This is a genomic window from uncultured Jatrophihabitans sp., from assembly GCF_964252635.1.
In the GTDB taxonomy this organism is placed as follows: Bacteria; Actinomycetota; Actinomycetes; order Mycobacteriales; family Jatrophihabitantaceae; genus Jatrophihabitans.
Genome location: NZ_CAXUNP010000053.1, coordinates 1 through 24953 on the forward strand (window position 1 = coordinate 1; position 24953 = coordinate 24953).

The following is a 24953-nucleotide window of genomic DNA, read 5'->3' on the forward strand; positions in this document are numbered from 1 at the left end:
CCGCGAGGAGCACCAGACCGCCGACGGCGAGGCCGAACGCGACGACGAGCACTTCAGCTACGCCGCGGCGTGGGAGTGGGTCGGCGAGAACAGCAAGCCGGTCCTGCACAAGGAGGACCTCGTGTTCGACTACGTCCATCTCGCGCAACGGAGCTACGCATGACGAGCACCACCGAAGACACCACGGCCGGCAACATCGCGGCCGGCAACAGCATGAGCCTGACCGTCCGGGTGTGGCGCCAGGCCGGCCCCGAGGCCGAGGGCAAGATGGTCGACTACCAGGTCGACGAGATCACCCCCGAGATGTCGTTCCTCGAGATGCTGGATCTGCTCAACGAGAAGCTGATCCTCGACGGCGGCCAGCCGATCGCGTTCGACCACGACTGCCGCGAGGGCATCTGCGGCTCGTGCGGCGTCGTCATCAACGGCCGCGCGCACGGGCCCGAGCAGACCACCACCTGCCAGCTGCACATGCGCGCGTTCGCGGACGGCGACGTCATCGACGTCGAACCGTGGCGGGCCAAGGCGTTCCCGGTCATCAAGGACCTCGTGGTCGACCGCACCGCCTTCGACCGGATCATCCAGGCCGGCGGCTACATCACCTCGCCCACCGGCGCGGCCCCCGAGGCGCACTCGACGCCGGTGCCCAAGCCCGACGCCGACCGCGCGTTCGAGAACGCGACCTGCATCGGCTGCGGCGCCTGCGTGGCGGCCTGCCCGAACGGCGCGGCCATGCTGTTCACCTCGGCCAAGATCACGCACCTGAACCTGCTCCCGCAGGGCCAGCCGGAGCGCACCGAGCGCACCCGCGGCATGGTGGCCCAGATGGACGCCGAGGACTTCGGCGGCTGCACCAACGTCGGCGAGTGCGTGGCGTCGTGCCCCAAGGGCATCCCGTTCTCGAGCATCGTCAACATGAACCGCGAGTTCCTGAAGTCGGCGCGCAAGGCGCCGGGGGAGTAGTTCCGTCCCACGCTCAGTCGTGAACGCCCCTTCCCGCCGGTCCGGACCGGCGGGAGGGGGCGTTCATCGTCTCGCCGCGTGTTTTCTCCCGCTGGTCGGCAAACCTGACACGATCGTGGTAAGTTCATCCACGATGCAGTCGATGACCATTCAGCAAGCCTCTGCCGCGACCGGCTGGTCGCAGCGGATGCTCCGCTACCTGGAACAGGCCGGCCTCGTGGCCGCCCTGCGCACCTCCGGGGGCCACCGGCAGTACGGGCCGCGTCAGATCGATCGCCTGCAGAAGCTGCGGGAGCTCATCGACGCGCAGGGTCTGAGCATCAGCGACATTGCCTTCGAGCTGCGCATGCGCACCGATCCGCAGGTCGCCCGGGCCGTCGACGACTGGTTCGGACCGCTTCACCGATCGGCCGCACCACCCGGCGCCGGGATCTACCGCCGCCTGGCCATTCCCGACACCTTCTCGGCACCACCGGTCGCCGAGACCGCCCGCAAGGACACCGTCTCTCAAGGAGCACATGTGACTGCCACCCTCACGGCCGACAGCGCCGGCAGCGTGACCGACTTCAAGGTCGCCGACCTCAGCCTGGCCACGTTCGGCCGCAAGGAGATCGACCTGGCCGAGCACGAGATGCCGGGTCTGATGGCCCTGCGCAAGGAGTTCGGCCCCTCGCAGCCGCTCAAGGGCAAGAAGATCGCCGGCTCGCTGCACATGACCGTGCAGACCGCCGTGCTGGCCGAGACGCTGGCCGCCCTCGGCGCCGACGTCCGCTGGGTCAGCTGCAACATCTTCTCCACCCAGGACCACGCCGCCGCCGCGACCGTCGTCGGCAAGAACGGCACCCCCGAGAACCCGCAGGGCATCCCGGTGTTCGCCTGGAAGGGCGAGACGCTGGAGGAGTACTGGTGGTGCACCGAGCAGATGCTGACCTGGCCCGACGGCAGCGGCCCGGACTCCATCGTCGACGACGGCGGTGACGCCACGCTGCTCATCCACATGGGCACCGAGTACGAGGCCGGCGGCGCGGTCCCGCAGGCCGAGGACACCGACTCCGAGGAGTACACGGTCATCCTCAACCTGCTGCGCCGCTCGATCGTCGACAACCCCGGCCGGTACACCCGCATGGGCGCCAACATCATCGGCGTCACCGAGGAGACCACCACGGGCGTCCACCGCCTGTACGAGTTCGAGCGCGCGGGCACGCTGCTGTTCCCGGCGATCAATGTCAACGACTCGGTCACGAAGAGCAAGTTCGACAACAAGTACGGCTGCCGCCACTCGCTCATCGACGGCATCAACCGCGGCACCGACGTCATGATCGCCGGCAAGCTCGCCGTCGTCTGCGGCTACGGCGACGTCGGCAAGGGCTCGGTCGAGTCGCTGCGCGGCCAGGGCGCCCGCGTCGTCGTCACCGAGGTCGACCCGATCTGCGCGCTGCAGGCGGCCATGGACGGCCTCGAGGTCGTCACGCTCGAGGACGTCATCAGCAAGGCCGACATCTTCGTCACCACGACCGGCAACAAGGACATCATCATGGCCGACGACATGGCCAAGATGAAGCACCAGGCCATCGTCGGCAACATCGGCCACTTCGACAACGAGATCGACATGGCCGGGCTGGCCAAGACCCCGGGCATCAACCGCATCGAGGTCAAGCCGCAGGTGCACGAGTGGCAGTACTCCGACGGCCACTCGATCATCGTGCTGTCCGAGGGCCGCCTGCTGAACCTGGGCAACGCCACCGGCCACCCGAGCTTCGTGATGAGCGCGTCGTTCGCCAACCAGACGATCGCCCAGATCGAGATCCACAAGAACCCTGACAACTACATCGTCGACGGCAAGCCGACGGTCACCACGCTGCCGAAGCACCTCGACGAGAAGGTTGCGCGTCTACACCTCGACGCGGTCGGCGCCAAGCTGACCACGCTGAGCAAGGACCAGGCCGAGTACATCGGCGTCGACGTCGCCGGCCCGTACAAGCCGGAGCACTACCGCTACTGATTCACTGCATCACGACCCGCTGACGGGCCGGACCGCACTGCGGTCCGGCCCGTTCGTCGTTCCTGTGGAGCGTTGGCGTCGCCAAGCCTTGTTGTTGCCGGACCCCAGGTCCATAATCGAACGCATGAACGACGAGGCGCGTGGCGGGCTGGCAGGGGTCCTGGCTGTCGTCCGTGCGCTGGAGCCTGCGGGCCATGATACGGCCCGGGTCGATCAGCTGCGCCTGCTGGAGGAGTTGAAGTCGGCGGCGGCGGCCGCGCAGGCCGCGGTGACGGCAGCCTTCGCCTCGTCCCGGCGGGCGGTGGCGGCGACGGCGGGTGAGCCGGTGGATCGTCAGGACCGCGGTGTCGCGTCGCAGGTGGCGTTGGCGCGGCGGGTGTCGCCGTGGCAGGCGCGCCGCTACGTCGGCTGGTGTGCGGTGCTGACCCGGGAACTGCCGGCGACGTTCGCCGAACTGCGGGCCGGCCGGGTGTCGGAGCGGCGGGCCATCCTCGTGGCTCGGGAGACATTGTTCCTGTCCCGGCAGGACCGTGCGGTCGTGGACGCGGAGCTGGCCGGGCAGCTGTCGGGCTGGTCGGATCGCCGGGTGGAGGCCGAAGCGAGGAGGGCCGCCTACCGGTTGGACCCGGCCGGTTTCGTCGACCGCTCACGGGCCGCGGCGAAGGACCGGCGGGTGTCGGTGCGGCCGGCGCCGGACACGATGTGTCGGCTGACCGCGCTGCTACCGGTCGCGCAAGGGGTGGCCGCGTATGCCGCGCTGGGTCGGCACGCGGATCTGACGGTGGCGGCCGGGGACGACCGCGGGCGGGGGCAGGTGATGGCCGACACCCTCGTCGAACGGCTCACCGGTCAGGCGAGTGCGCCGGCGGTGCCGGTCGAGGTCGAGCTGGTCATGACCGACCGCACCCTGCTCGCCGGCGACACCGAACCCGCCGAACTGGTCGGGTACGGCCCGATTCCCGCCGGCATCGCCCGCGCGCTCGCCCTGGCCGGCGGCGACGGGGCCGAACAGGACACCGACGCGCCCCGGTGGCTGCGCCGGCTGTTCCGCGACCCGGCCACCGGGGAGCTGGCCGCGATGGAGACCCGTGCCCGCACCTTCACCGCCAACCAGCGCCGCTTCGTCCGGTTCCGCGACCAGGCCCGGTGCCGCACCCCCTGGTGCGACGCCCCGGTCCGGCACACCGACCACGTGCAGGCCAACGCGGCCGGTGGCCGCACCGCCGTCGACAACGCCGCCGGCCGCTGCGAGGCCTGCAACTACGCCAAACAGGCCACCGGCTGGCAAGAAACCACGACACCCGAGGGCGCCATCGAGACCAGCACCCCCACCGGCCATCGGTACCGGAGCCGTGCCCCAGACCCACCGCGAGCCTCCGAGCCCACGGGTCATGTGCAGCCGGCGCGTGATCTGGAACCGGTGCAAGTCGGGTTCCGGGTCCGCAGGCGCATCGTCGACCTCGTCTACCACCACGCCCACGCGTCCTAGGTGTGCGGAGCCTCGCGCTACGGTCCGGGAACGACCCGGCGTACCGACCGTCCCGGCCGGGTCATGACGGGAGTGCGGCCGTGCTGCGATGAAAGCATTGGTGTTCGACAGGTTCGGTGCGCCACCGGAGGTCCGCGAGGTCCCGGATCCGGTCGCGCCGGCTGACGGCGTGGTCATCGAGGTCCGGGCCACCGGGCTGTGTCGCAGCGACTGGCACGGCTGGGTCGGCCACGATGCAGACATCGCGCTGCCGCACGTGCCCGGTCACGAGCTCGCGGGCGTGGTCCTAGAGGTCGGCGCCGACGTGTCGCGGGTGCGGTTGGGCCAGCGCGTCACCGTGCCGTTCGTCTGCGCCTGCGGACGCTGCCCGACCTGCCTCGCCGGGGCGGAGCAGGTCTGCGAGGACCAGTTCCAACCCGGTTTCACGGCGTGGGGCTCGTTCGCCGAGCGGGTCGCCCTCCCGCGGGCCGACCTCAACGTCATCGAGCTGCCCGCCGACCTGGGTTTCGTCGATGCCGCCGCCCTCGGCTGCCGGTTCGCGACCGCCTACCGGGCCGTGACCGCGCACGGCCGGGTGCGAGACGGAGACCACGTCGCCGTCTTCGGGTGCGGCGGGGTCGGGCTGTCCGCGGTGATGATGGCCGCCGAGCGCGGCGCGCGGGTCGTGGCCGTCGACGTCTCCCGCGGCGCGCTGGAACGGGCCCGGCAGCTCGGGGCCGCGTGCACCGTGGATGTCGCGGGCCTCGTGTCGTCGTCCGACGTGGCGGCCGCCGTGCGTGACGCCCTGGGCGGGGGAGCGCACGTCACCGTCGACGCCCTCGGTTCGGCCGACACCTGCCGCGCCGCGATCCTGTCGCTGCGGCCACGCGGTCGGCACGTGCAGGTGGGCCTGCTCGCAGGTAGGGACGCGGACCCGCCGCTTCCCATGGCTGCCGTGATCGCCGGCGAGCTCGAGATCCTTGGTAGCCACGGCATGGCCGCGCGCGACTACCCGACGATGCTCGACGACATCGTCAATGGGCGGCTGCAGCCGGCCGAGCTCGTCACCGCCGTGCTGACCCTGGACGACGTCGCGGGTCCGGACGGCGCACTGGCCCGGATGAGCACGGCGTCACCCGTCGGAACCCAGGTGATCGTGCCGGGAGCCTGACCGGGCAGGGCTCGGCTCAGTCGGCGACGAGGTCTGCGTAGGCGGGATGGCGGTCGGTCCAGCCGCGGATGAACGGGCAGACCGGCACCACCTTCTCGCCCCGGCGCCGTGCGTCGTCGAGGGCGGCGGCCGCGAGCTGCGAGCCGAGGCCGTGCCCCTCGAAGGACGGGTCGACCTCGGTGTGGGTGAAGGTGACGACGCCGGGCCCGCGCCGGTACGCGGCCAGGCCGGCGTCCTGGCCGCCCCACCGCACGACGTAGCGCTGCCGCTCTGGATCGTCGACGACCTCGACCTGCTGCTCGCTCATCAGGGCCTCCGGTCAGCGGGGTGGTGCGAACGGCGAGCTGCCGCCCGTCGAGGTCGGGACCGGAGCGAACGGCCCCGGCACGGTCGGAGGTAAGTGGCTCGGCGCGTACGGCACCGGAGCCGCGGCCAGCTCCGCCCGTCGGCGGCGTTCGACGAGCAGGGCGCTGAGGACGAACGGTGTGGGGGCGTCGGCCGGCGGCGGCGGGGCGACGACTGCGAGCACGTGCGCCCGCAGCTCCTCCCCGAGGGTGAGTTGCGCGGGCACGGTCAGGCTGTGGGCGCGGCTCACGAACTGTCGCACCCGCAGGGCCAGCGCGTCATCGAGGCGGTGCAGGTCGACGGACATCGCCCAGGCCTGCAGAGGGGGCGCCACCCACCAGGGCGGAACGCCCAGGGTCTGATCGCCCGCGCGCTCGTTCAGCACCACGGTGCCGGCCATCATGTCGCCGATGCGCTTCTCGGAGTCGCTCAGCGCGATCGTGAACACCCCCGCGATGGTGGTCAGCGGGAACAGCAGGCCGGGCTTCTCCAGCACCAGGCCGGCCAGGCCGCGGACGAGGGCCTGCCGGAAGCCGATCGGCCCGCCGTCGTCGCGGACCACGCGCAGCCCCATGCTCGCCTTGCCGAGCGTGCGTCCCTTGCTCGTCCACTCGGCGACGATCGGGTACCCGGCCAGGACGAGCACCACCTCGACCAGCACGACAGCGGCCGTCGCCGCGTCGTCGGCCGAGCCCACGATCGCGACGTCCACCAGCACGAGCACGATGAGCGCCAGCGCCTGGATCAGCACGTCCACCGCCGCGGCGATCGTCCGCGAGCCGACGCCGGCACGATCGAGGACGAGGCGCACCCCCTCACCGGAGACCAGCGCGCGGTCGGTGTCCATCCGGGCAGCGTAGAGCGCGCGCCCTACACTCGGCGCACCGTGGACCTCGACACCTTCATCGCCCAGCGCTCGGCCGACTGGCAGCGCCTGGACGTGCTCGCGCGCCGCCGGCGGCTCGACGGCGGCGAGGCGGACGAACTCGTGACGCTCTACCGCCGTACGGCCACCGACCTGTCGCTCGTGCAGTCGCGGCTGCCCGACGCCGCGCTGAGCACGCGGCTGTCCGGCCTGCTGTCGCGCTCCCGTGCGGCCGCGATCGGCACGCCGCCGGTGCGGGGTTGGTCGGCGCTCGCGCGCGGGTTGACCGTCGATTTCCCGGTGATCGTCTACCGGACGTGGCGGTGGTCGGTGTCGGTGGCGCTGGCCAGCCTCGGGGTGTCCGCTGCGATGTGGCTGTGGCTGCGCGCCCACCCCGAACGCGTGCGTCGCGTGCTGCCCGACAGCGAGGTCCGCAAGCTCGTCGACAAGGACTTCGCCGACTACTACTCGGCCCACCCCGCGCAGTCGTTCGCGGCCCACGTCTGGGTGAACAACGCCGTGGTCGCTGCGCTCGCGTTGTTCCTCGGCGTGACGCTGGTGGGCACGCTGTACGTGCTGCTGCAGAACACGATCAACGTCGGCCTCGTCGGCGGCATCATGATCGGGTCGCACCGCGGCGAGCTGTTCTTCGGCCTCATCCTGCCGCACGGCATGCTCGAGCTCACCGCGGTCTTCGTCGCTGCGGCGATCGGGTTGCGTACCGGCTGGGCGTGGGTCGCGCCGGGAGCGCTGCCGCGCGCGCAGTCCCTCGCCGCCGCCGGCCGGCAGGCCGCCGTGGTGTCCCTGGGGCTGGTTGGGGTGCTGCTCGTCTCCGGGGTGATCGAAGCCTTCGTCACGCCGTCCGGGCTGCCGACGTGGGCGCGCATCGGCATCGGCGCGGTGGCCGAGATCGCCTTCGTCACCTACGTGGTCGTGTTCGGACGCCGCGGGGTGCGCGACGCGGCGACCGGCGACCTGCCCGACGACGAGCGCGAGAACCTCGTCCCTGTGGTCTGACGAGGCCGTCTGACGCAGACTTGACGATGGGCCTTGGTGCCGGTGATCATGTGTTCGCGGCCGTCGGGGCTCGCAGAATGATCGAGGTCCCATGCGCCGCCGTACGGTCCGTGCCGCCGTCCTGTCCGCCGTTGTTCTCGCCGGACTGCTTGCTTTCCCTTCGGCCGCCGGGGCCGACACCCTGCCGACCTTGCAGGCCGATACCCCACACCTGCGGGGGGCCTCGTTCACCGTGACGGCGTCCGGGTTGACGCCCGACACGTCGTACACGCTCACCACCGATGGCGGCGCCTTCGACTCCGGGACGGCCTCCTACGTATTCACCACCACGTCCTCGGGGTACCTGCGCACCACGATCAGCGGCACGAGTGGGGTGAGCGCGACCCGAGACGGCTTCGACGTGCATCTCGTCGCCACCGAGGACCCCGGCTCGACTCTCGCCGCGGCGCACGAGACCTTCACCGACCCGATCCCCAGCGCGTCGCCGTGCCCGGCAGCACCAGCGACGTTGCGGGTCCAGGGCATCGCCGACGGGGACTACGTCGTGGACGGACCGCACCTCGTCGGTGATCCGGTGGCCGCGCGCGCCTCGGACGGCACTCTGCAGGCAACCATCACGGGCGCGTCCGACCTGCCGGCCGTCGTCGACGTTCATGCGCACCTGGCCGACAACCCGGCGGTCGGCTACACCTGGTCCGTTCCGCGGGCTGCGCCCGTCTTCTCCGACCCGCGCCTCGAGATCTACTCACCGTGGCAGGTACATCGGACGGCGAATTGCTTCGCGCCGGGGGAGACGATCCGCCAGACCAATCGCACCCGTAATGCGACCGGGGTGACGACCGTCGCCGACGCGCACGGCGTAGCCAAGTTCGTCGTCGACCTGCGCCCTGGGACGCAGGCCGCCGACGCCGACGCCGTGAGCTTCCGGGGGGTGTCCTCCGGTCAGTCCGTGCAGGTCTCACGGGTGGGCATCCCCGGGACCACCCTGTACCAAGGCCAGAGCCTCGTCACCCAGGTGCCTGATCCGTGGCAGCGCAAACGCTTCCTCGTCGGGCCGTCTCCCGACGTGTCGGCGGCCGGCCGAACGAACTACCTGTTCGCCGGTGGGTGCAATCCGGGTTTCTTCATGCTTCGACCGGACTCGTCCGAGGCCTACGTCTGGCAAGCGTTTCCCGGACGGGTCAACACGGATTCCTGCCGTCTGACTCTCGGGCCGGGCTACCTCACCGTGCGCACCGCCGCCGGACGGGTCATCTGGAGCAGCGGGTCGCACGGGACCCGTTCCGGCAACCGCTTCGTCGTCACGAACGCGCAGCGGGCCGAGATCGTGACCGCGACGCAGGTCGCCGTCTGGACCACCGACTTCGGGCCGGTGACGACCCCTGCGTCGGCCATGCTTCGGCCGCAGGGTGCCCTGCACCGCGGGCACAGCGTCGGATGGGGCACGGTGCGGTTCGGTCTGGACCGGTACGGCAACGTGGTGGTCACTCGTGCCGGCAAGGTCGTGTGGAGCAAGCACACCGCCGGCCGCGGTGGGATCCGGCTCCGGATGCTCGACGACGGCGACATCGTGCTGCGCACTGCGCACCACCACACGGTGTGGTCGACGCACACCCACTCGCCCGGTGCCGCCCTCGAGGTGACCGGAGCAGGGGACGCGGCGATCTACAGCGAGCGCGGCCATCACCTCGTCTGGCACACCGGCACCGCGATCTGACCCTGCGCAGGCTCAGAGCCGCCCGGCGGCCTTGAGGTCGAGGTAGGCGTCGGCCACCCGTGACGCGAACACGTCGGTCGGCCCCTCGACCACGTGCACGCCCGCGAGGTCCAGCTGGGCGACGACGGTCGCGCGGGCCAGCACGGCCTGCTCGGCAGCGGCGGCCGTGTACACCTCGAGCGGGTCGGCGCGGCTCGTGGCCAGCTGGTCGAGCGTGGGGTCCGACGGCGAGGCGACGAGCACCTCGTGCCGGCCGACGAGGCGACGCACCGCGGGCAGCAACCCTGTGTCGGCCGCGGTGTCGAGCGAGGAGAACAGCACGACCAGCGACCGCTTCGACACCTGGCGCAGGACCTGCCCGGCGAGCAGCTGCGGGTCGGTCTCGACGAGCGCCGGCTCGAGCGGGGCGAGCGCGCCGACCAGCCTGGGCAGCACGTCGCGGCCACCGGTGAGGCCGAGGCGGGCGCGCACCTCTACGTCGGCCGCGACCAGCGCCACGCGGTCACCGGCCCGGGCGCACAGCGCACCCAGCAGCAGGCACGCGTCGAGGGCGGCGTCCAGGCGCGGCTCGTCCCCGACCCGGGCCGCCGAGCTGCGGCCGGTGTCCAGCGCGAGCACGACGTGCCGGTCCCGCTCCGGGCGCCACGTCCGCACGACGAGGTCGCGCGAACGCGCGGTGGCCCGCCAGTCGATGGCCCGCACGTCGTCACCGAGTACGTAGGTGCGCAACGTGTCGAACTCGCTGCCCTGCCCGCGCTGGCGCACGAGCACCGCGCCGTCGATCTGGCGCAGGCGCGACAGCTTCTCGGGCAGGAAGCGGCGGGACGCGAACGCAGGCAGCACCCGCAGGGTGCCGGGCACCCGGAGCTGACGCTGCCGGGCTCCGAGACCGATGGGGCCGAACGCCCGCACCGTGACCCGGCTCGCGGATCGTTCGCCCCGCCGGGTCGGGGTCAGAGTGGTGGCGAGCCGCCGTCGCTCGTCGCGCGGCACCACCACTCGCTGCGTACGTGGCGCCGCCCCGGCCGACGGCACCCACGCGTCCCGGACCACCGCGCGCAGCGTGCGACGGCCGGCGTTCTCGAGGACCACCGTGGTCGCGCCCTGCTCGTGCAGCCGCACCGGCGCGACCGGCTCGCGCGTCAGCCGCAGGTCGGCGATGCGCGCGGCGAGACCGACGTCGACGGCCAGGACGACGACGAACGCCAACGCGTACACGCCGAGCGCCGCGGCCGACCACCCCGTCAGCAGCAGTCCCAGCGCGGCGAGCAGGACCGCGCGACCCGAGAGCACCATCAGCGCGGTACGGGCACCGACGCCAGCACGTTCTCCAGGACGCCGTCCGTCGTCACGCCCTCGATCTCGGCCTCGGGCCGAAGCTGGATGCGGTGCCGCATCGTCGGACGTGCGAGGGCCTGCACGTCGTCGGGCGTCACGAAGTCGCGGCCCGACAACCAGGCCCAGGCGCGTGACGTGGCGAGCAGCGCGGTGGCCCCGCGCGGCGAGACCCCCAGGGCGGCGGACGGCGCCGACCGGGTGGCCCGCGCCAGCTCGACGATGTAGGACAGGATCGCCGGGTCGACGTGCAGGGAACGCACCGCGCGGGCGGCTGCGGCGAGATCGTCCGCCCCGGCCACGGCCCGCACTCCGGCCCCGGCCAGGTCCCGAGGGTCGAAGCCGGCGGCGTGGGCGGCGAGCACCCGGTTCTCGGTGTCGCGGTCGGGCAGCGGCATCGTCACCTTGATCAGGAACCGGTCGAGCTGCGCCTCGGGCAGCGGGTACGTGCCCTCGTACTCGACCGGGTTCTGGGTGGCGATCACGCAGAACGGGTCGGGCAGCATCCGCGGCCGTCCGTCGACGGAGACCTGCCGCTCCTCCATCGCTTCCAGCAGCGCGGACTGGGTCTTCGGCGGCGTCCGGTTGATCTCGTCGGCCAGCAGCAGGTTGGTGAACACCGGGCCCTCGCGGAACACGAAGTTGCTCGTGCCGGTGTCGTAGATCAGCGAGCCGGTGACGTCGCCGGGCATCAGGTCGGCCGTGAACTGGATGCGCGTGGTGCCGAGGTCGAGGGCCGCGGCCAGCGCCCGCACGAGCAGGGTCTTCGCCGTCCCCGGCACCCCCTCGATCAGGACGTGCCCGCGGCACAGCAGGCCGACCAGCAGCCCGGTGACCGCGGCGTCCTGGCCGACCACCGCCTTGGCGACCTCGGCCCGCAGGGCCACCAGCTTGGCGTGCGCGTCGTGGGGCTGTGTCACGCGTGTCCTCTCGTGTCGTCGACGGCGGCTTCCAGCGCGTCGAGGTCGGCCGCCAGGCGGACGAGCCCGGCGTCGTCGGCGGGGACGGCCCCGGCCAGCACGGCCCAGACGTCGGCCGGGTTGCGCTGCACGCGAGGGGCGAGCGCGGCCGTCACCTGTTGCGGGCTCGACCCGCGGGGCAGGGCGAGCCGGCGGACCAGCCGGGCGGTCGTGGCGGCGCGCAGCGTGTCGGCGGCGCGGTCGCGGGCCGCGGCACGTTCGTAGAGCCGGCCGTGCCCCTCGACGAGTTCGGCGGCGCGCACGACGACCGGCAGGGGTTCGCGCACCACCCCGCCGAGGCGGCGGGCGCGCCAGAGCACCACGAGCACGCCGACGAGCAGCAGCCACCAGAACGCGCGGTGCACGCCGTCGGGGAACAGGTCCCACACGCTGGCCGGGCCGCTGCCGCCCGCGTCGGCGCCGGGCAGCAGCCAGACGAGCGTCGTCGAGGTGCGGTCGGCGCTGAGCAGGTTGACGTCGAGAGCGGCCACGCCCTCGCGGGTGAGCCGGTCGTTGCGCAGCAGCTCGCGCGACCCCAGCAGGACGGTGGACCCGCGTTGCACGACCGCGCCGCCGTAGCAGGACGTGCCGGTGCCGCCGAGGTCGTAGACGAGCGCGTCGCCGGGCAGGTCGACGACACCGGCCGCTGCGGCGCCGGTGGCGCCGCACCCCGGCTGCGTGTCGGGGTCGGTCTCCGGGTCCGGCGACGCCCCGGGCAGCAGCGCCGTGGTCGCCCGGGTGCCGGGCCGCAGCGCGACCAGCCGCGGTGCCCGGGTCAGCCGTCGCAACTGGGCGTCGGAGTAGTCGTCGGGCGACGTGACGAGCACCGTGCCCGTCGCGGCCCGCGCCGTGTCGAGGTCGCTGGTGCGGATCACCCGCGTGCCGTAGTCGGCGAGCACCCGTGCCAGGGCCCGGCTACCGTCCGGACTCGCCGAGCGTGGATCCAGGCTGCGCCCGGGCGTCCCGGCCAGGGCCGCCAGCGCGATGGCCGCGACCACGACCACCGCCGCGGCGATCAGCCACAGGCGCGCCCGCCCCCACCAGGGACGCACGACCGCGTCGGCCCGAACCGTCGCGGTCACCTCGGCACCGCCATACCGTCAGGTACGGATGTCCGACTGATGCGCGACGACGCCACCCCGTCGGCCGCCGCCCGGCCCAGCGCGACGTCGCCCTCGGTGGCCGGCCGACCGCCGAACCAGACCTCGTCGAAGGCACGCATCGCGGCGGCCAGGTCGGCCGCGGCCCCGGGCAGGAACGGCCCGGCCTCGCGGGCGGTGGCCGCACCCGTCCGCCCCGGACGGGGAGGCAGGACACCACGCTCCTCGACGGTCTGCACGGCCGCCCGCAGCCATTCGCGCAGCGCCTCGGCGTGCCGTCCCTGACGGGTCAGGTCGCCCGCGAGACGGCGGTGGTCGGCGGCGAGCTGCGGTGCCAGCGGATCGGTGTCGGCCGGGCCGCGACGTCGCCGACGCCGGACCGGGACGCCGGCCCGGACGGCCAACACGATCCCGATGGCCAGTCCCAGCACGAGCAGCAGGAGCAGGGCGTGGCTGCCGCCGCCGGCACTCAGCAGCGACCCCAGGTGCCGGTCGATCCACCCCGTGATGCGTGATGCGGGGTTGCGGCCGCCGTGGTCGTAACCGGCGCGACGCAGCTCGGCGCGGGCCGCGCGTCGTGCCTCCTCGCCACCGACGGGGTCGGGGCGCGGGACGACCGTCACCACGCGGTCACCGGCGCGGTTCGGTGCAGGGCCAGGGCGATGTCGAGGCCTTCGCGGCGCATGCGCAGGTCGAGGTAGAGGAGCACCTCGATCGCGGACGTCACGGGTGCGATCAGGGCGACGGACAGCAACGTCCCTATGCCGCTCACGGCGACGTACAGGCCGCTCGCGTGTCCCGATCGAGACGCGTCGAGCGGGTTGAGGTCGGCCAGCACGCCCGCGGCGGCCAGGAAGGGCAGCTGGACGAACAGGCTCAGCACGTAGGTCAGCACCCACCCGAGGGCGCGGATGCCCCACGTGCGCCAGAACGACCCCCGCACCAGCTCGAGCGAGCGGCCGAACGCCCGACGTACACCCGTTCCCTCGACGATCATGGCCGGCGCGATGACCGCCCAGACGCCCCACAGGTACACCCCGCCCGCCACGGCCCCGAACAGGCCGGCGCTCTCGGCCAGGGCCGCGAGGACGGACAGGACGGTGAGCGGCCACCACCGGCGCCCGACCCGGCGGAGGGCGTCGCCGGCAGACAGCCGCTCACCCAGCAGGTCACCGGCGAGGACGGGCGTCAAGAACCCGGTCAGGATCGTGCCGACACTGCCGGCGATGGCCAGGCCGCCGACGACCGCGACCTGCGTGACGAGGGAGCCGGTGGCCAGTCGCAGCGCGGTGTCGAGGAGCGCTCGGATGATCGCGAACGGCACGGACAGTGCGAACGCGGCGCGTGCGTGGCGACGGACCAGGCGCACGGCACCGTCGAGGATGTCGGCCGTACCCAGGGGACGCAGAGCGACGACGGGGGGACGCGCGTCGAGTGCGGTCACGTCCCTCCCTCGTTCGGGTCGACTGAGCAGGCCCGCGGGCCGACGATCAAGCCCATCTTGCCGGGTCCGGGCTGCGAATACGCGCCGGCACAGCATGGGGATGACACCATGGACCGGTGAAACCTCGTGTGCTGGTGGTCGACGACGACTCTGCGCTCGCCGAGATGCTGGGCATCGTGCTGCGGACGGACGGCTTCGAACCGTCCTTCGTCGCCGACGGGTCGCGCGCCGTCGCGGCCTTCCGCGACACCAAGCCCGACATCGTCCTGCTCGACCTCATGCTGCCCGGCACGTCCGGCATCGACGTGTGCCGCTCGATCCGCGCCGAGAGCGGCACCCCGATCATCATGCTGACGGCCAAGACCGACACCGTCGACGTCGTGCTGGGCCTCGAGTCCGGTGCCGACGACTACGTCATGAAGCCGTTCAAGCCCAAGGAACTCGTCGCCCGCATGCGGGCGCGGCTGCGGCACCACGAGGACATCGCCAGCGAGGCGCTGTCCATCGGCCCCGCCGACTCGCCCGTGCAGATCGATGTCCAGGCCCACCAGGTCACCCGCGACGGCGCACCCGTGGCGCTGACCCCGCTGGAGTTCGACCTGCTCGTCGCCCTGGCGCGCAAGCCGCGCCAGGTGTTCACCCGCGAGGTGTTGCTCGAGCAGGTGTGGGGCTACCGCCACGCGGCCGACACCCGGCTGGTCAACGTCCACGTGCAGCGCCTGCGGGCCAAGGTCGAGCGTGACCCGGAACGTCCCGAGGTCGTGCTCACCGTCCGCGGCGTCGGGTACAAGGCAGGCCCGCCCTGACCCGGGTCGACCGCCCCTCTGAGCCGCGTGTGGACGTCGTTCCCGCGGGCGCGCGCGCAGCGGCCGAACGCCCTCGGGAACCCGTTCCGCCCCGCCGCTCGTCGGTCGAGGCGGTCTCCGGCGGTGCGCGCCGTGCCGCCCGGGCGGTCGCGCGGACCTGGCGCCGGTCGCTGCAGCTGCGCGTCGGCGCCACGACCGTCGTCGTCACCGTCGTCGTCGTGCTCGTCATCGGGTTGTTCCTCGTCGACAAGGTCGACGGGGGTGTGCTCAAGGCCAAGCGCGACGCTGCGGTCAAGCAGGCCAAGATCGGGCTGCCGCAGGCGCAGCGGGTACTGGCCGACGTCGACGCCGGGGTGTTCCCCGACGTCAGCGAGGCGCAGTCGAACCTGACCACCGCGTTGACCGCGAACGGCACGAGCGCCGGGCTGTTCTCGATCAAGATCGTGCCGGTGTCGGACACCATCGCCCAGCAGGCCCCGACACCGGTGATCCCGCAGGGGCTGCGCGACACCGTGCAGGCCGGGAACCTGGCCCTGCAGTACGCGCCCGTCCCGCAGACGACCGCCTCGTCGCGCTCGGTGCGCGGGCTGATCGTCGGTGAACCCGTCAAGGCCCGCTCGGGCCTGTTCGAGCTGTACTACCTGTTCCCGCTGACCGCAGAGGAGCAGACGGTCTCGCTGATCCAGCGCACCGTCTTCATCGCCGGACTGGCCCTCGTCATCCTCGTGCTGGCCATCGCCCTGCTCGTCACCCGCCAGGTCGTGCGCCCGGTGCGCGTCGCGGCCGAGACCGCCGGTCGGCTGGCGGCCGGCGACCTCTCCAAGCGCATCGCCGTGTCCGGTACCGACGACCTGGCCCGGCTGGGTGAGTCGTTCAACGACATGGCCGCCAGCCTGCAGCGGCAGATCCGTCGGCTCGAGGACCTGTCGCGTCTGCAGCGCCGGTTCACCAGCGACGTCTCCCACGAGCTGCGGACCCCGCTGACCACCATCCGGATGGCCTCGGAGCTGCTTTACGCCGGGCGCGAGGACCTGCCGCCCGAGCTGTCCCGGTCGGCGGAGCTGATGCGCGACGAGCTCGACCGTTTCGAGTCGCTGCTCGGTGACCTGCTCGAGATCTCGCGCTACGACGCCGGCGTGGCCAACCTGGAATCCGAGACCGTCGACATCCGCGGCGTCGTCGCGAGCACGGTCCTGGCCAATGCGGTGCTCGCGGCGCGGCACGGCAGCGAGATCGTCGTCGAGCAGCCGGACGAGCCCGTCACCGTCGACATCGATTCCCGTCGGGTCGAGCGGATCCTGCGCAACCTGCTCGGCAACGCCCTCGACCACGGCGAGGGCGAGCCGGTGGTGGTCACCGTCGCCGCCGATGCGAACGCGGTGGCCGTCACCGTGCGCGACCACGGGGTCGGGCTGCGCCCGGGTGAGTCGAGCCTGGTCTTCAACCGCTTCTGGCGTGGCGACACGTCGCGCAGCCGGTTGACGGGGGGGACAGGCCTCGGCCTGGCCATCTCCCTCGAGGACGCCCGCCTGCACGACGGGTGGCTGCAGGCCTGGGGCGAGCGCGGACGCGGCGCCCAGTTCCGGCTCACGCTGCCCCGGCGCGCCGGGCACACCCTGGTGTCCTCACCCATCCCGCTGAACCCGGACGAGACCGACGAGTTCGACGAGGAGGAGGACGCGCGATGAGGCGCGCGTCGGCCTTCGTCGCCCTGCTCGTCCTGACGCTGCTGCTCGCGGGCTGTACCGGCGTGCCGCAGTCGTCGTCGCCCGAGGTCGTGCGGACGGTCGGTCTCGGCGGCGGGGAACAGGCTGCGTCGACGGTCACGCCCAAGCCCGGGGTGCAGCCGGAATCGCTGGTCCGGACCTTCCTGGGGCTGAACGCGGTGGACGCCGGCAAGCACGCCTCGGCGCGCACCTTCCTGACCCCGGCCGCCCGCAGCCGGTGGACCGACACCACGGTGACGGTGGTGTCGTCGCTGACCGTCGGCGCGTACACGCCCGGCAAACCGATCATCGTCAACGCCACGCAACTCGGCAGCGTGGACGCGACCGGGGTCTACACACCGGTGACCGCGACGGGGAAGGCCGCCGTCGAGCAGTTCTCCTTCGGCATCGCGAAGGTCGGCACCCAGTACCGCATCAACAGCCTGAACAGCGGGTTGTTGCTCACGGAGTCGCAGTTCAGCGCCAGCTTCGTACCGCGGAGCGTGTACTTCTTCGACCTCGCCCACGGCTACCTGGTGCCCGACGCGCGCTGGACACCGGACACAGATCCCATTGACACCTCCGAGACGCTGGTGAACCTGCTGGCCGGGGCACCGAGCAAGGGTCTGCAGAACGCGGTCAGCAACGACACCCTGCCGGCCCAGTCGGGCACCCGGCACATCGACGTGACCGGCACCAACCTGGTCAAGATCGAGATCCCGGGGGCCTCGCAGCTCGCCTCGACCGACAAGGACCTGCTCGCCGCGCAGATCGCGGCGACGCTGGGTGACGTCGACCGCGGCCGCTCCCTGCAGATCACCGACGGCGGGTCGGCCGTCTCGATCCCGGACTCCGGCAGCACCGAGTTCACCGCGTCCGACTTCCGCGACACCATGGTCGTGCCTCCGCAGCCGGAGCTGTACTACATCCGGCGCGGCCAGATCGTCGACGAGAAGCGACAGCTGCTCGGCGGGCCCCTCAACTCGGGCCGCTATCCGCTCACCTCCCTCGCGGTGTCGCGCTCCGGCCCGGGCGGGAACCTGTCCGTGGCCGGTGTCACCGGTAGCGCAGCCTCGGCCCGGCTCGTCATGGGGTCGCAGGGCGACGAGCTGCGCCGCACGTCGGTTGTTGGGGTCACCTCGCGTCCGGCGTTCGCCCCGGGTCGGGTCGAGGCGTGGGTCGGTGCCGGGACGCGCGTCTACCGCGCCACCCTGCTGTCCGACTCCCGCATCGTCGCGTCACCGGTGTCGCTGCCGGCACCGGTTGCAGGGCAGACCGTCGTGGCGCTGCGGTTGAGCCCCGAGGGCTCGCGCATCGCCTTGGTGCTGCTCGACCGGACTGGGCACAAGCAGCTGTGGACCGGCGACGTCGTGCGCACTGCGACGTCGGTGAGCATCACGTCGTTGCAGCAGATCAGCCCCGACGACGTGATGGTCACGGACCTGGCCTGGATCGAGGGCGAACGGCTCAACGCCATCGGTTACGACCGGGCGACGCAGGAACCGCACGTCTACCGGACGGGTGCCGACGGCTCGGCCTGGACGACGTACCCCATCACCGGGCTACCGGCCGCACCCGCGTCGTTGGCCGGCGCGCCGGGCGCGCCGGCGTACGCGGCGGCCGACGCGAACGTGTACGAGCAGTCGAGGGGCATCCCCTGGTCCTACCTGGGCGGCGGGTCGACGCCGGCCCTGGGCTCGGCTCCCGCCTACGTCGAGTAGGTCGAGGTGGGCTCGCCTACATCTCGGTTCCTCGCGGCGGACGTTGTCCACAGCGTCGTCTCGACATCGGATTTTCATCCACAGCGGGCGGCGTCGGGCGACGTCCACAGCTCAAGCCCGGGCATCGTGGACGGGTGCCTCCCACGCTCCTGACCGCCGTCGTCGATCTCGTCCTGCCGCGACAGTGCGTGGGCTGCGGGGCCGCCGGTGTGGCGCTGTGCGGCGAGTGCGAGCCCGGCCGGCCGGTGCTCGTGCCCGCGGACCCGGTCGGCGTTCCGGTGGTGGCGGGTGCCGCCTACGCCACCGCCATGCGCCGGGCGGTGCTGGCCTTCAAGGAACGCGGGCGCCGCGACCTGGCCCGCGTGCTCGGGGTCGTCCTCGGCCGTTCGGTCGAGGAGCTGCTCGCGCTCGTGGGGGTGAGCTGCGACAACGTCGTGCTGGTGACGGCGCCGTCGACCCGTGCGGCGGCCGCCGAGCGCGGCGGGGACCACGTGCTGCGGCTGGCGCGGAGCGCAGCGGTCGTCAGCGGGGTACGGGTGGCTCCTCGCGTCCTGCGTCTCGAGCGGGCGGTGCGCGACTCCGCCGGGCTCGGCCGCGCCGAGCGCGAGCGCAACCTGCACGGTGCCGTCCGTGCCCGGTCACCGGCGCGCGGGTGGCAGGCGCGGCGCCAGGCGGTCGTGGTCGACGACGTGGTGACGACCGGCGCCACGTTGCGGGAGGCCACCCGGGCGCTGCGGGCTGCAGGCTGGGAGGTCGTGGGCTGCGCCGTCGTGGCGGCTACCCCGAGTACTCATCGGTTACCCATTGGCAGCGCCCAGCGCAGCGGTCTAGCGTGAGGACGACCTGATCCAGGAAGGCGTTTCTCGGCCCGCACGGCCCGAGTACCCACCGTGCGGCACCGGATGCGTCACGAGCATGGTGGAGGTCGTATGGGCAATCCCGTGGTCCAAGGCACTGTCGCAGTGCAGATGGAGGTCGTCGTCCGCGGCCGCAACGTGGTCGTACCGGACCACTTCCGAGAACACGTTCTCGAGAAGCTGGCGAAGTACGAGCGTTACGACAGCAAGATCCACCACGTCGACGTCGAACTCCAGCACGAGAAGAACCCCCGCCAGAACGGCAGCTGCCAGCACATCGAGATCACCTGCCGCACGCGCGGCCCGGTCGTGCGCAGCGAGGCGTGCGCCGAGGACTTCTACAAGGCGCTGGACATCGCCGGCGACCGCCTGGAGCGGCGGCTCCGTACCGCCGCCGACCGCAGGCGCATCCACCACGGGCGGCGGGCGCCGAGATCCGTGGCCGACGTGACGGCCGGTCTCCCCACCGATCTCGAGCCCGACGAGGTCGCCGCCGAGGACGCCATCGACGGAGAGGCCGGGCCCGGTCGGGTCGTGCGCCGCAAGGAACACAGCGACGAGCCGATGTCGGTGGACCAGGCGCTGGAACGGATGGAGCTGGTCGGCCACGACTTCTTCCTGTTCCACGACGTGGAGACCCAGTGCGCCTCGGTGGTCTACCGACGTCACGCCTACGACTACGGGCTAATCAAGCTGGGGTGATGCCCGCGCCGGTCACGCCGGTCTGAGCAGCACGAAGCAGACCTCGTCGGCGAAGCTGCCGTCGGCATTGCGCAAGCGGCGTTCCCGAATGCCGTCGGGGCGGAATCCCGCGGTCTGCGCCGCCCGTTGGGAGGCGATGTTGCCTCGCTTCGCGCCCACCTCGATGCGGCCGAAGCCGGCGACCTCGAACACCCACGGGACGATCAGCCGCAGTGCCCGGCTGGTGTAGCCGCGCCCGCGGAAGGCGGGGTGCACGGCGTAGCCGAGTTCGGCGACGCCGGGCGGCCCGCCCCGGCGTACCTGCAGGTCACCGGCGAAGGCACCGGTGCCGACGTCGACGACGGTCAACCACGCGTTGCGGCCGACCAGCCACTCCAGCCCGGCCCCGGCCATGCGCTGCTCGGCCTGCCGGTGGGTCCGCGGGCGCCCGTCGAAACCCCATGAGACGGCCACCGGGTCGTCGTCCTCGAGGTAACCCTGGGCGTCCTCGGGCCGCGCCGGGCGCAGGGTGACGACCCCGTCGGTCAGCCCGCCGTCGGGCAGCCGTGGGAAGGCGGGCTCGACGGCGTCGCCGGAGTCGTCGGCCGTCCGGGCGAAGCGGGCGTCGTCGCCGTACCGTGCGGGCACCCCGTTCGTGCCACCGCCCTGACGGGCGGAACTGGCGATCCCCTCGAAGGCGAAGCCGGCGCGCAGGGCGGTGCGGGCCGAGGGGAGGTTGCGCACGTCGCAGTGCAGCTCGACGCGCGGCACGCCCAGGCCCATCGCCCAGCCGGTCAGCAGCCGGGTGCCCTCGGCCGCATAACCGTGGCCGCGGGCGTCCGGCGCCACCCAGTACCCGATCTCCGGGTCGCCCCGGAGCCGCAGCGCGGCCGCGCCGACGACGCGTCCCGAGGCCCGTTCGACCACCGCGCTGCCGAGCCCGGTCCCGTTGTCGCGGCCCTCGTGGCCGGCCCCGGTGACGAACTCGCGCGCGTCGCCGCGACCGTAGGGGTCGGGCACGTGGACCAGGAACCGCCGGGTCGACGCGTCCTGCATGGCCTCGTACACCCGCGCGGCGTCGTCCGGCAGCCAGCGCCGCAGCAGCAACCGGTCCGTGGACAGGGTGAGATCGGCCAGCTCGACGCCTCGGAACAACCCCACACGGCCACCCTGCCAGAGCCGGAAACCCGGTTCCGGCTGTGAGGCCTCCGCACCAGAACGGCGTCCTGTGTGCCAGCCCGTACGATGGCCGCGTGGTTCTAGCGAAGATTCTGCGCGCCGGTGAGGGAAAACAGGTCCGGCGTCTGTCCGCGATCGCCGATCACATCGAGACGCTCGAGGACGACTACGTCGACCTCACCGACGCCGAGCTGCGCGAGCTGACCGACACGTTCAAGGCGCGCCTGGCCGACGACGAGACGCTCGACGACCTGTTGCCCGAGGCGTTCGCGGTCGTGCGTGAGGCGGCGCGGCGCACGCTGGGCCAGTTCCACTACAAGGTCCAGCTCATGGGCGGTGCGGCGCTGCACCTCGGCAACATCGCCGAGATGAAGACCGGCGAGGGCAAGACCCTGGTCTCGACGCTGCCCGTCTACCTGAACGCGCTCGCCGGCGAAGGCGTGCACGTGGTCACGACCAACGACTACCTGGCCAGTCGCGACGCCGACTGGATGGGCCGGGTGCACCGCTTCCTGGGCCTGTCGGTCGGCAAGATCCTCAACGACATGCCGCCGGAGAAGCGGCACGAGGCGTACCGGGCCGACATCACCTACGGCACCAACAACGAGTTCGGCTTCGACTACCTGCGCGACAACATGGCCTGGTCGCTCGAGGACCTGGTGCAGCGCGGTCACCACTACGCGGTGGTCGACGAGGTCGACTCCATCCTCATCGACGAGGCCCGCACCCCGCTGATCATCAGCGGTCCGGCCGAGGAGAACCAGCGCTGGTACGTCGAGTTCGCCCGCATCGCCCCGCGGATGAAGCGCGACCAGCACTACGAGGTCGAGGAGGGCAAGCGCACCGTTGCGGTCACGGAGGACGGCGTCGCCTTCGTCGAGGACCAGCTCGGCATCGACAACCTCTACGAGGCGGCCAACACCCCGCTTGTCGGCTACCTGAACAACGCGCTGAAGGCCAAGGAGATCTTCAAGCGCGACCGCGACTACATCGTCAACGGCTCCGACGTCATGATCGTCGACGAGTTCACCGGCCGGGTACTGCAGGGCCGGCGCTACAACGAGGGCATGCACCAGGCCATCGAGGCCAAGGAGGGCGTGCAGATCCAGCAGGAGAACCAGACGCTGGCCACGATCACCCTGCAGAACTACTTCCGCCTCTACACCAAGCTCTCGGGCATGACCGGTACGGCGCAGACCGAGGCCAACGAGCTGCACCAGACCTACAAGCTGGGCGTCGTCCCCATCCCGACGAACAAGCCGATGGTCCGCGCCGACGAGACCGACTTCATCTACAAGTCCGAGGACGCGAAGTTCTCGGCCGTCATCGACGACATCGAGGAGCGCCACGAGGCCGGCCAGCCCGTGCTCGTCGGCACCGCGAGCGTCGCGAAGTCCGAGCGGCTGGCCTCGCTGCTGCTGCGCAAGGGCATCCCGCACGAGGTCCTGAACGCCAAGCAGCACGACCGGGAGGCCGCGGTCATCGCCTCGGCGGGGCGCAAGGGCGCGGTCACCATCGCCACCAACATGGCCGGTCGCGGCACCGACATCATGCTGGGCGGCAACCCCGAGTTCACCGCCGACCTCGCGCTGCGCGACAAGGGCATCACCCCGGACGAGACGCCGGAGGAGTACGAGGCTGCGTGGGAGGACGCGCTGGAGACCGCGCGCGCCGACGTCGAGAAGGAGCACGACGAGGTCGTCGAGCTCGGCGGCCTGTACGTCCTGGGCACCGAGCGACACGAGTCGCGCCGCATCGACAACCAGCTGCGCGGCCGTGCCGGGCGCCAGGGCGACCCGGGGGAGTCGCGTTTCTACCTCTCCCTCGGCGACGACCTGATGGTCCGCTTCAACGGCGAGCGGGTCGCGGCCATGATGAACATGCTGCGCCTGCCCGAGGACGTCCCCATCGAGGCCAAGATGGTCTCGAAGGCGATCCAGTCCGCGCAGACGCAGATGGAGCAGCAGAACTTCGAGATCCGCAAGAACGTCCTCAAGTACGACGAGGTCATGAACAAGCAGCGCACGGTGGTCTACGCCGAGCGCAAGCGGGTGCTCGAGGGTGAGGACCTCTCCGACCAGATCCGGCCCATGATCGACGAGGTCGTCACCAGCTACATCGAGGGCGCGACGTCGTCGGGTTACCCGGAGGAGTGGGACCTCGACCAGCTCTGGACGGCGCTCAAGACGCTGTACCCGATCTCGCTGACCGTCGACGAGGCGATCGAGCAGGCCGGCGGCGAGAAGGCCGACCTGACCCGCGACTTCCTCCTCGAGGAGATCGTCGCCGACGCCCAGGCCGCCTACGACCAGCGCGAGGACGACCTCGGCGTCGAGGTCGCGCGCGAGCTGGAGCGGCGCGTGCTGATGTCAGTGCTCGACCGCAAGTGGCGCGAGCACCTCTACGAGATGGACTACCTGCAGGAGGGCATCGGCCTGCGCGCCATGGCCCAGCGTGACCCGCTCGTCGAGTACCAGCGCGAGGGCTTCGACATGTTCGCGGCGATGATGGACGGGGTGAAGGAGGAGTCGGTCGGCTTCCTGTTCAACCTCGAGGTCGAGGTCGACGAGGACGGCGACGTCACCGCCGGCCCCGCTCCGGCGCCCACGGCCACACCGCTGATCGAGTCCGGTCCGGGCGACCCCGACGACGTCGAGGAGTTCGGCGACGGCCCGCAGCTGGACGTGTCGCTGCTCAAGGCCGCGCAGGAGCAGCACGAGGCGGGCGTTGCCGGCAGCAACGGTTCGGGCAGCAATGGCACCGGCAGCAACGGCGCCAAGCGCGCGGTGAAGGCGAAGGGCCTCGACCGTAAGGAACAGGCCGGGCTGACCTACAGCTCCCCGGAGCTCGGTTCGGACGCGCCCGCCGTCACCACCGACGACGAGAAGCCGAAGGCGACCGCGAACTCGGCCACCGCGCGGCGACAGCAGTCGCGCAGCAACCCCAACCGTGGCGGTGGTCGCGGGAACAAGCCCTCCGGGAACCGCAAGCGCAAGCGCTGACCCGCCTGCGCCGGGCTCCCCCCGGATGCCCGGCGCAGGCGGGCGTCAGCGGCCCGACACCGCCTGATCGGCGGCTCAGCCGAGTTGCAGGCGCGTGCAGACCCAGCGCCCGTGCCGTTCCTCGAGACGCAACGCCACCGCCCGCAGCCGGGCGCCGGTGCGCAGCGTCGCGCTCAGCTCGGCGACCCCGGCGGCGGGCTCGCAGCCGCGGACGCTGTGCACGCTCGCGTTGCGCATCCAGTGCGTCGTCCGGGCCGCGCCGACCCGCTCGAAGTCCGTCAGCAGGCCGCGATGCACCGAGACGCTCAACAGCGAGGCCAGCTGCGGCAGCGGGCGCCGGCCGTCCGCGGTCTCGATCAACCCCACCAGCAGGCGGCGCGCCCACCGCTGCGGGTCGGGCAGCCCGTTCGGGCGCAGCGGTGGTGGCGGCGGCCCCGGCAGTGTCGTCGCACGCTCGAAGGGCAGCCAGCGGTCGTGCCGCGTCGCCACCGGTGGGTCGAGCTCGTCGTCGAACGGTGGCTCGCGGTGCGGCGCCGGACGCACGACCACCCGCAGGGCCGGGCGGTGCGCGGGGGCGGTCGGTCGGGACGTGCGCTCGGCGGCGGTCTGCGGGGC

At 72.3% G+C, this 24953-nt stretch carries 22 protein-coding genes and 1 pseudogene; 14 read left to right on the plus strand and 9 right to left on the minus strand.

Going from position 1 to position 24953, the window contains the following annotated elements; all coding sequences use genetic code 11:
* From ACFFCA_RS17615 to ACFFCA_RS17640, 6 genes and pseudogenes are all read left to right on the plus strand, one after another.
* Nucleotides 1-163 (plus strand): hypothetical protein (locus ACFFCA_RS17615; protein ID WP_375487205.1); only part of this gene is annotated, 163 nt, incomplete at its 5' end.
* 50 nt (nt 164-213) lie between these two features.
* Nucleotides 214-963 carry a succinate dehydrogenase/fumarate reductase iron-sulfur subunit gene (locus ACFFCA_RS17620; RefSeq protein ID WP_375487207.1) on the plus strand — a complete coding sequence of 250 codons (750 nt, stop codon included), beginning with the start codon at nt 214-216 and terminating at the stop codon, nt 961-963.
* Between the two features lie 142 nt (nt 964-1105).
* Nucleotides 1106-1285: pseudogene (locus ACFFCA_RS17625) on the plus strand (MerR family transcriptional regulator); the annotation flags it as partial.
* Nucleotides 1286-1483: 198 nt separating this feature from the next.
* The gene (gene ahcY, locus ACFFCA_RS17630) at nt 1484-2965 is read left to right on the plus strand and encodes an adenosylhomocysteinase (RefSeq protein WP_375487209.1); all 1482 of its coding nucleotides are present in this window, start codon (nt 1484-1486) and stop codon (nt 2963-2965) included.
* Nucleotides 2966-3089: 124 nt separating this feature from the next.
* Complete coding sequence (locus ACFFCA_RS17635; protein WP_375487170.1) at nt 3090-4454, plus strand: DUF222 domain-containing protein; 1365 nt, start codon at nt 3090-3092, stop codon at nt 4452-4454.
* Nucleotides 4455-4542: 88 nt separating this feature from the next.
* The gene (locus tag ACFFCA_RS17640) at nt 4543-5604 is read left to right on the plus strand and encodes a zinc-dependent alcohol dehydrogenase family protein (RefSeq protein WP_375487172.1); all 1062 of its coding nucleotides are present in this window, start codon (nt 4543-4545) and stop codon (nt 5602-5604) included.
* 16 nt (nt 5605-5620) lie between these two features.
* Here the strand turns inward: ACFFCA_RS17640 and ACFFCA_RS17645 are convergent, their stop codons facing one another.
* The gene (locus ACFFCA_RS17645) at nt 5621-5911 is read right to left on the minus strand and encodes a GNAT family N-acetyltransferase (RefSeq protein ID WP_375487174.1); all 291 of its coding nucleotides are present in this window, start codon (nt 5909-5911) and stop codon (nt 5621-5623) included.
* 12 nt (nt 5912-5923) lie between these two features.
* On the minus strand, nt 5924-6796 hold the full coding sequence (locus ACFFCA_RS17650; RefSeq protein ID WP_375487176.1) for an RDD family protein: 873 nt from the start codon (nt 6794-6796) through the stop codon (nt 5924-5926).
* A gap of 39 nt (nt 6797-6835) precedes the next feature.
* Between ACFFCA_RS17650 and ACFFCA_RS17655 the strand changes: the two genes are divergently transcribed.
* Both ACFFCA_RS17655 and ACFFCA_RS17660 read left to right on the plus strand, forming a co-directional pair.
* Nucleotides 6836-7831 (plus strand): stage II sporulation protein M, encoded by a 996-nt coding sequence (locus ACFFCA_RS17655; RefSeq protein WP_375487178.1) that lies wholly within the window; start codon nt 6836-6838, stop codon nt 7829-7831.
* A 91-nt stretch (nt 7832-7922) separates the two neighbouring features.
* On the plus strand, nt 7923-9548 hold the full coding sequence (locus tag ACFFCA_RS17660) for a hypothetical protein (RefSeq protein WP_375487180.1): 1626 nt from the start codon (nt 7923-7925) through the stop codon (nt 9546-9548).
* Nucleotides 9549-9560: 12 nt separating this feature from the next.
* Here the strand turns inward: ACFFCA_RS17660 and ACFFCA_RS17665 are convergent, their stop codons facing one another.
* The 5 genes from ACFFCA_RS17665 to ACFFCA_RS17685 are packed head-to-tail and all read right to left on the minus strand — an operon-like array spanning nt 9561 to nt 14386.
* A complete protein-coding gene (locus tag ACFFCA_RS17665; protein ID WP_375487182.1) occupies nt 9561-10844 on the minus strand; it encodes a DUF58 domain-containing protein in 1284 nt (427 codons plus the stop codon).
* On the minus strand, nt 10844-11803 hold the full coding sequence (locus ACFFCA_RS17670; protein WP_375487184.1) for an AAA family ATPase: 960 nt from the start codon (nt 11801-11803) through the stop codon (nt 10844-10846). The genes ACFFCA_RS17665 and ACFFCA_RS17670 overlap by 1 nt, the downstream gene beginning before the upstream one ends.
* On the minus strand, nt 11800-12924 hold the full coding sequence (locus ACFFCA_RS17675; RefSeq protein WP_375487186.1) for a DUF4350 domain-containing protein: 1125 nt from the start codon (nt 12922-12924) through the stop codon (nt 11800-11802). The genes ACFFCA_RS17670 and ACFFCA_RS17675 overlap by 4 nt, the downstream gene beginning before the upstream one ends.
* Nucleotides 12921-13568, minus strand: a complete 648-nt coding sequence (locus ACFFCA_RS17680) for a DUF4129 domain-containing protein (RefSeq protein WP_375487188.1) — start codon at nt 13566-13568, stop codon at nt 12921-12923. Before ACFFCA_RS17680 ends, ACFFCA_RS17675 begins: the two co-directional genes overlap by 4 nt.
* Complete coding sequence (locus ACFFCA_RS17685; protein WP_375487190.1) at nt 13562-14386, minus strand: hypothetical protein; 825 nt, start codon at nt 14384-14386, stop codon at nt 13562-13564. The genes ACFFCA_RS17680 and ACFFCA_RS17685 overlap by 7 nt, the downstream gene beginning before the upstream one ends.
* Nucleotides 14387-14502: 116 nt before the next feature.
* Here ACFFCA_RS17685 and mtrA point away from each other — a divergent pair, with 116 nt between their 5' ends.
* The 5 genes from mtrA (at nt 14503) to hpf (ending at nt 20178) form a co-directional block, all read left to right on the plus strand.
* Nucleotides 14503-15192 (plus strand): MtrAB system response regulator MtrA, encoded by a 690-nt coding sequence (gene mtrA, locus ACFFCA_RS17690; RefSeq protein WP_375487192.1) that lies wholly within the window; start codon nt 14503-14505, stop codon nt 15190-15192.
* 29 nt (nt 15193-15221) lie between these two features.
* On the plus strand, nt 15222-16880 hold the full coding sequence (mtrB, locus tag ACFFCA_RS17695) for an MtrAB system histidine kinase MtrB (RefSeq protein ID WP_375487194.1): 1659 nt from the start codon (nt 15222-15224) through the stop codon (nt 16878-16880).
* A complete protein-coding gene (locus ACFFCA_RS17700) occupies nt 16877-18619 on the plus strand; it encodes an LpqB family beta-propeller domain-containing protein (protein WP_375487196.1) in 1743 nt (580 codons plus the stop codon). Before mtrB ends, ACFFCA_RS17700 begins: the two co-directional genes overlap by 4 nt.
* 134 nt (nt 18620-18753) lie before the next feature.
* A complete protein-coding gene (locus ACFFCA_RS17705; protein WP_375487198.1) occupies nt 18754-19455 on the plus strand; it encodes a ComF family protein in 702 nt (233 codons plus the stop codon).
* 132 nt (nt 19456-19587) lie between these two features.
* Nucleotides 19588-20178 (plus strand): ribosome hibernation-promoting factor, HPF/YfiA family, encoded by a 591-nt coding sequence (gene hpf, locus ACFFCA_RS17710; RefSeq protein ID WP_375487211.1) that lies wholly within the window; start codon nt 19588-19590, stop codon nt 20176-20178.
* A gap of 12 nt (nt 20179-20190) precedes the next feature.
* On the opposite strand, the gene ACFFCA_RS17715 is transcribed toward hpf, so the two are convergent.
* Complete coding sequence (locus tag ACFFCA_RS17715) at nt 20191-21318, minus strand: GNAT family N-acetyltransferase (RefSeq protein WP_375487200.1); 1128 nt, start codon at nt 21316-21318, stop codon at nt 20191-20193.
* A 92-nt stretch (nt 21319-21410) separates the two neighbouring features.
* On the opposite strand from ACFFCA_RS17715, the gene secA reads away from it, so the two are divergent.
* Nucleotides 21411-24338: a preprotein translocase subunit SecA gene (secA, locus tag ACFFCA_RS17720; protein ID WP_375487201.1), complete on the plus strand. Its 2928-nt coding sequence runs from the start codon at nt 21411-21413 to the stop codon at nt 24336-24338.
* A gap of 75 nt (nt 24339-24413) precedes the next feature.
* On the opposite strand, the gene ACFFCA_RS17725 is transcribed toward secA, so the two are convergent.
* The coding region (locus ACFFCA_RS17725) for an Rv3235 family protein (RefSeq protein WP_375487203.1) at nt 24414-24953 on the minus strand (540 nt) is incomplete at its 5' end.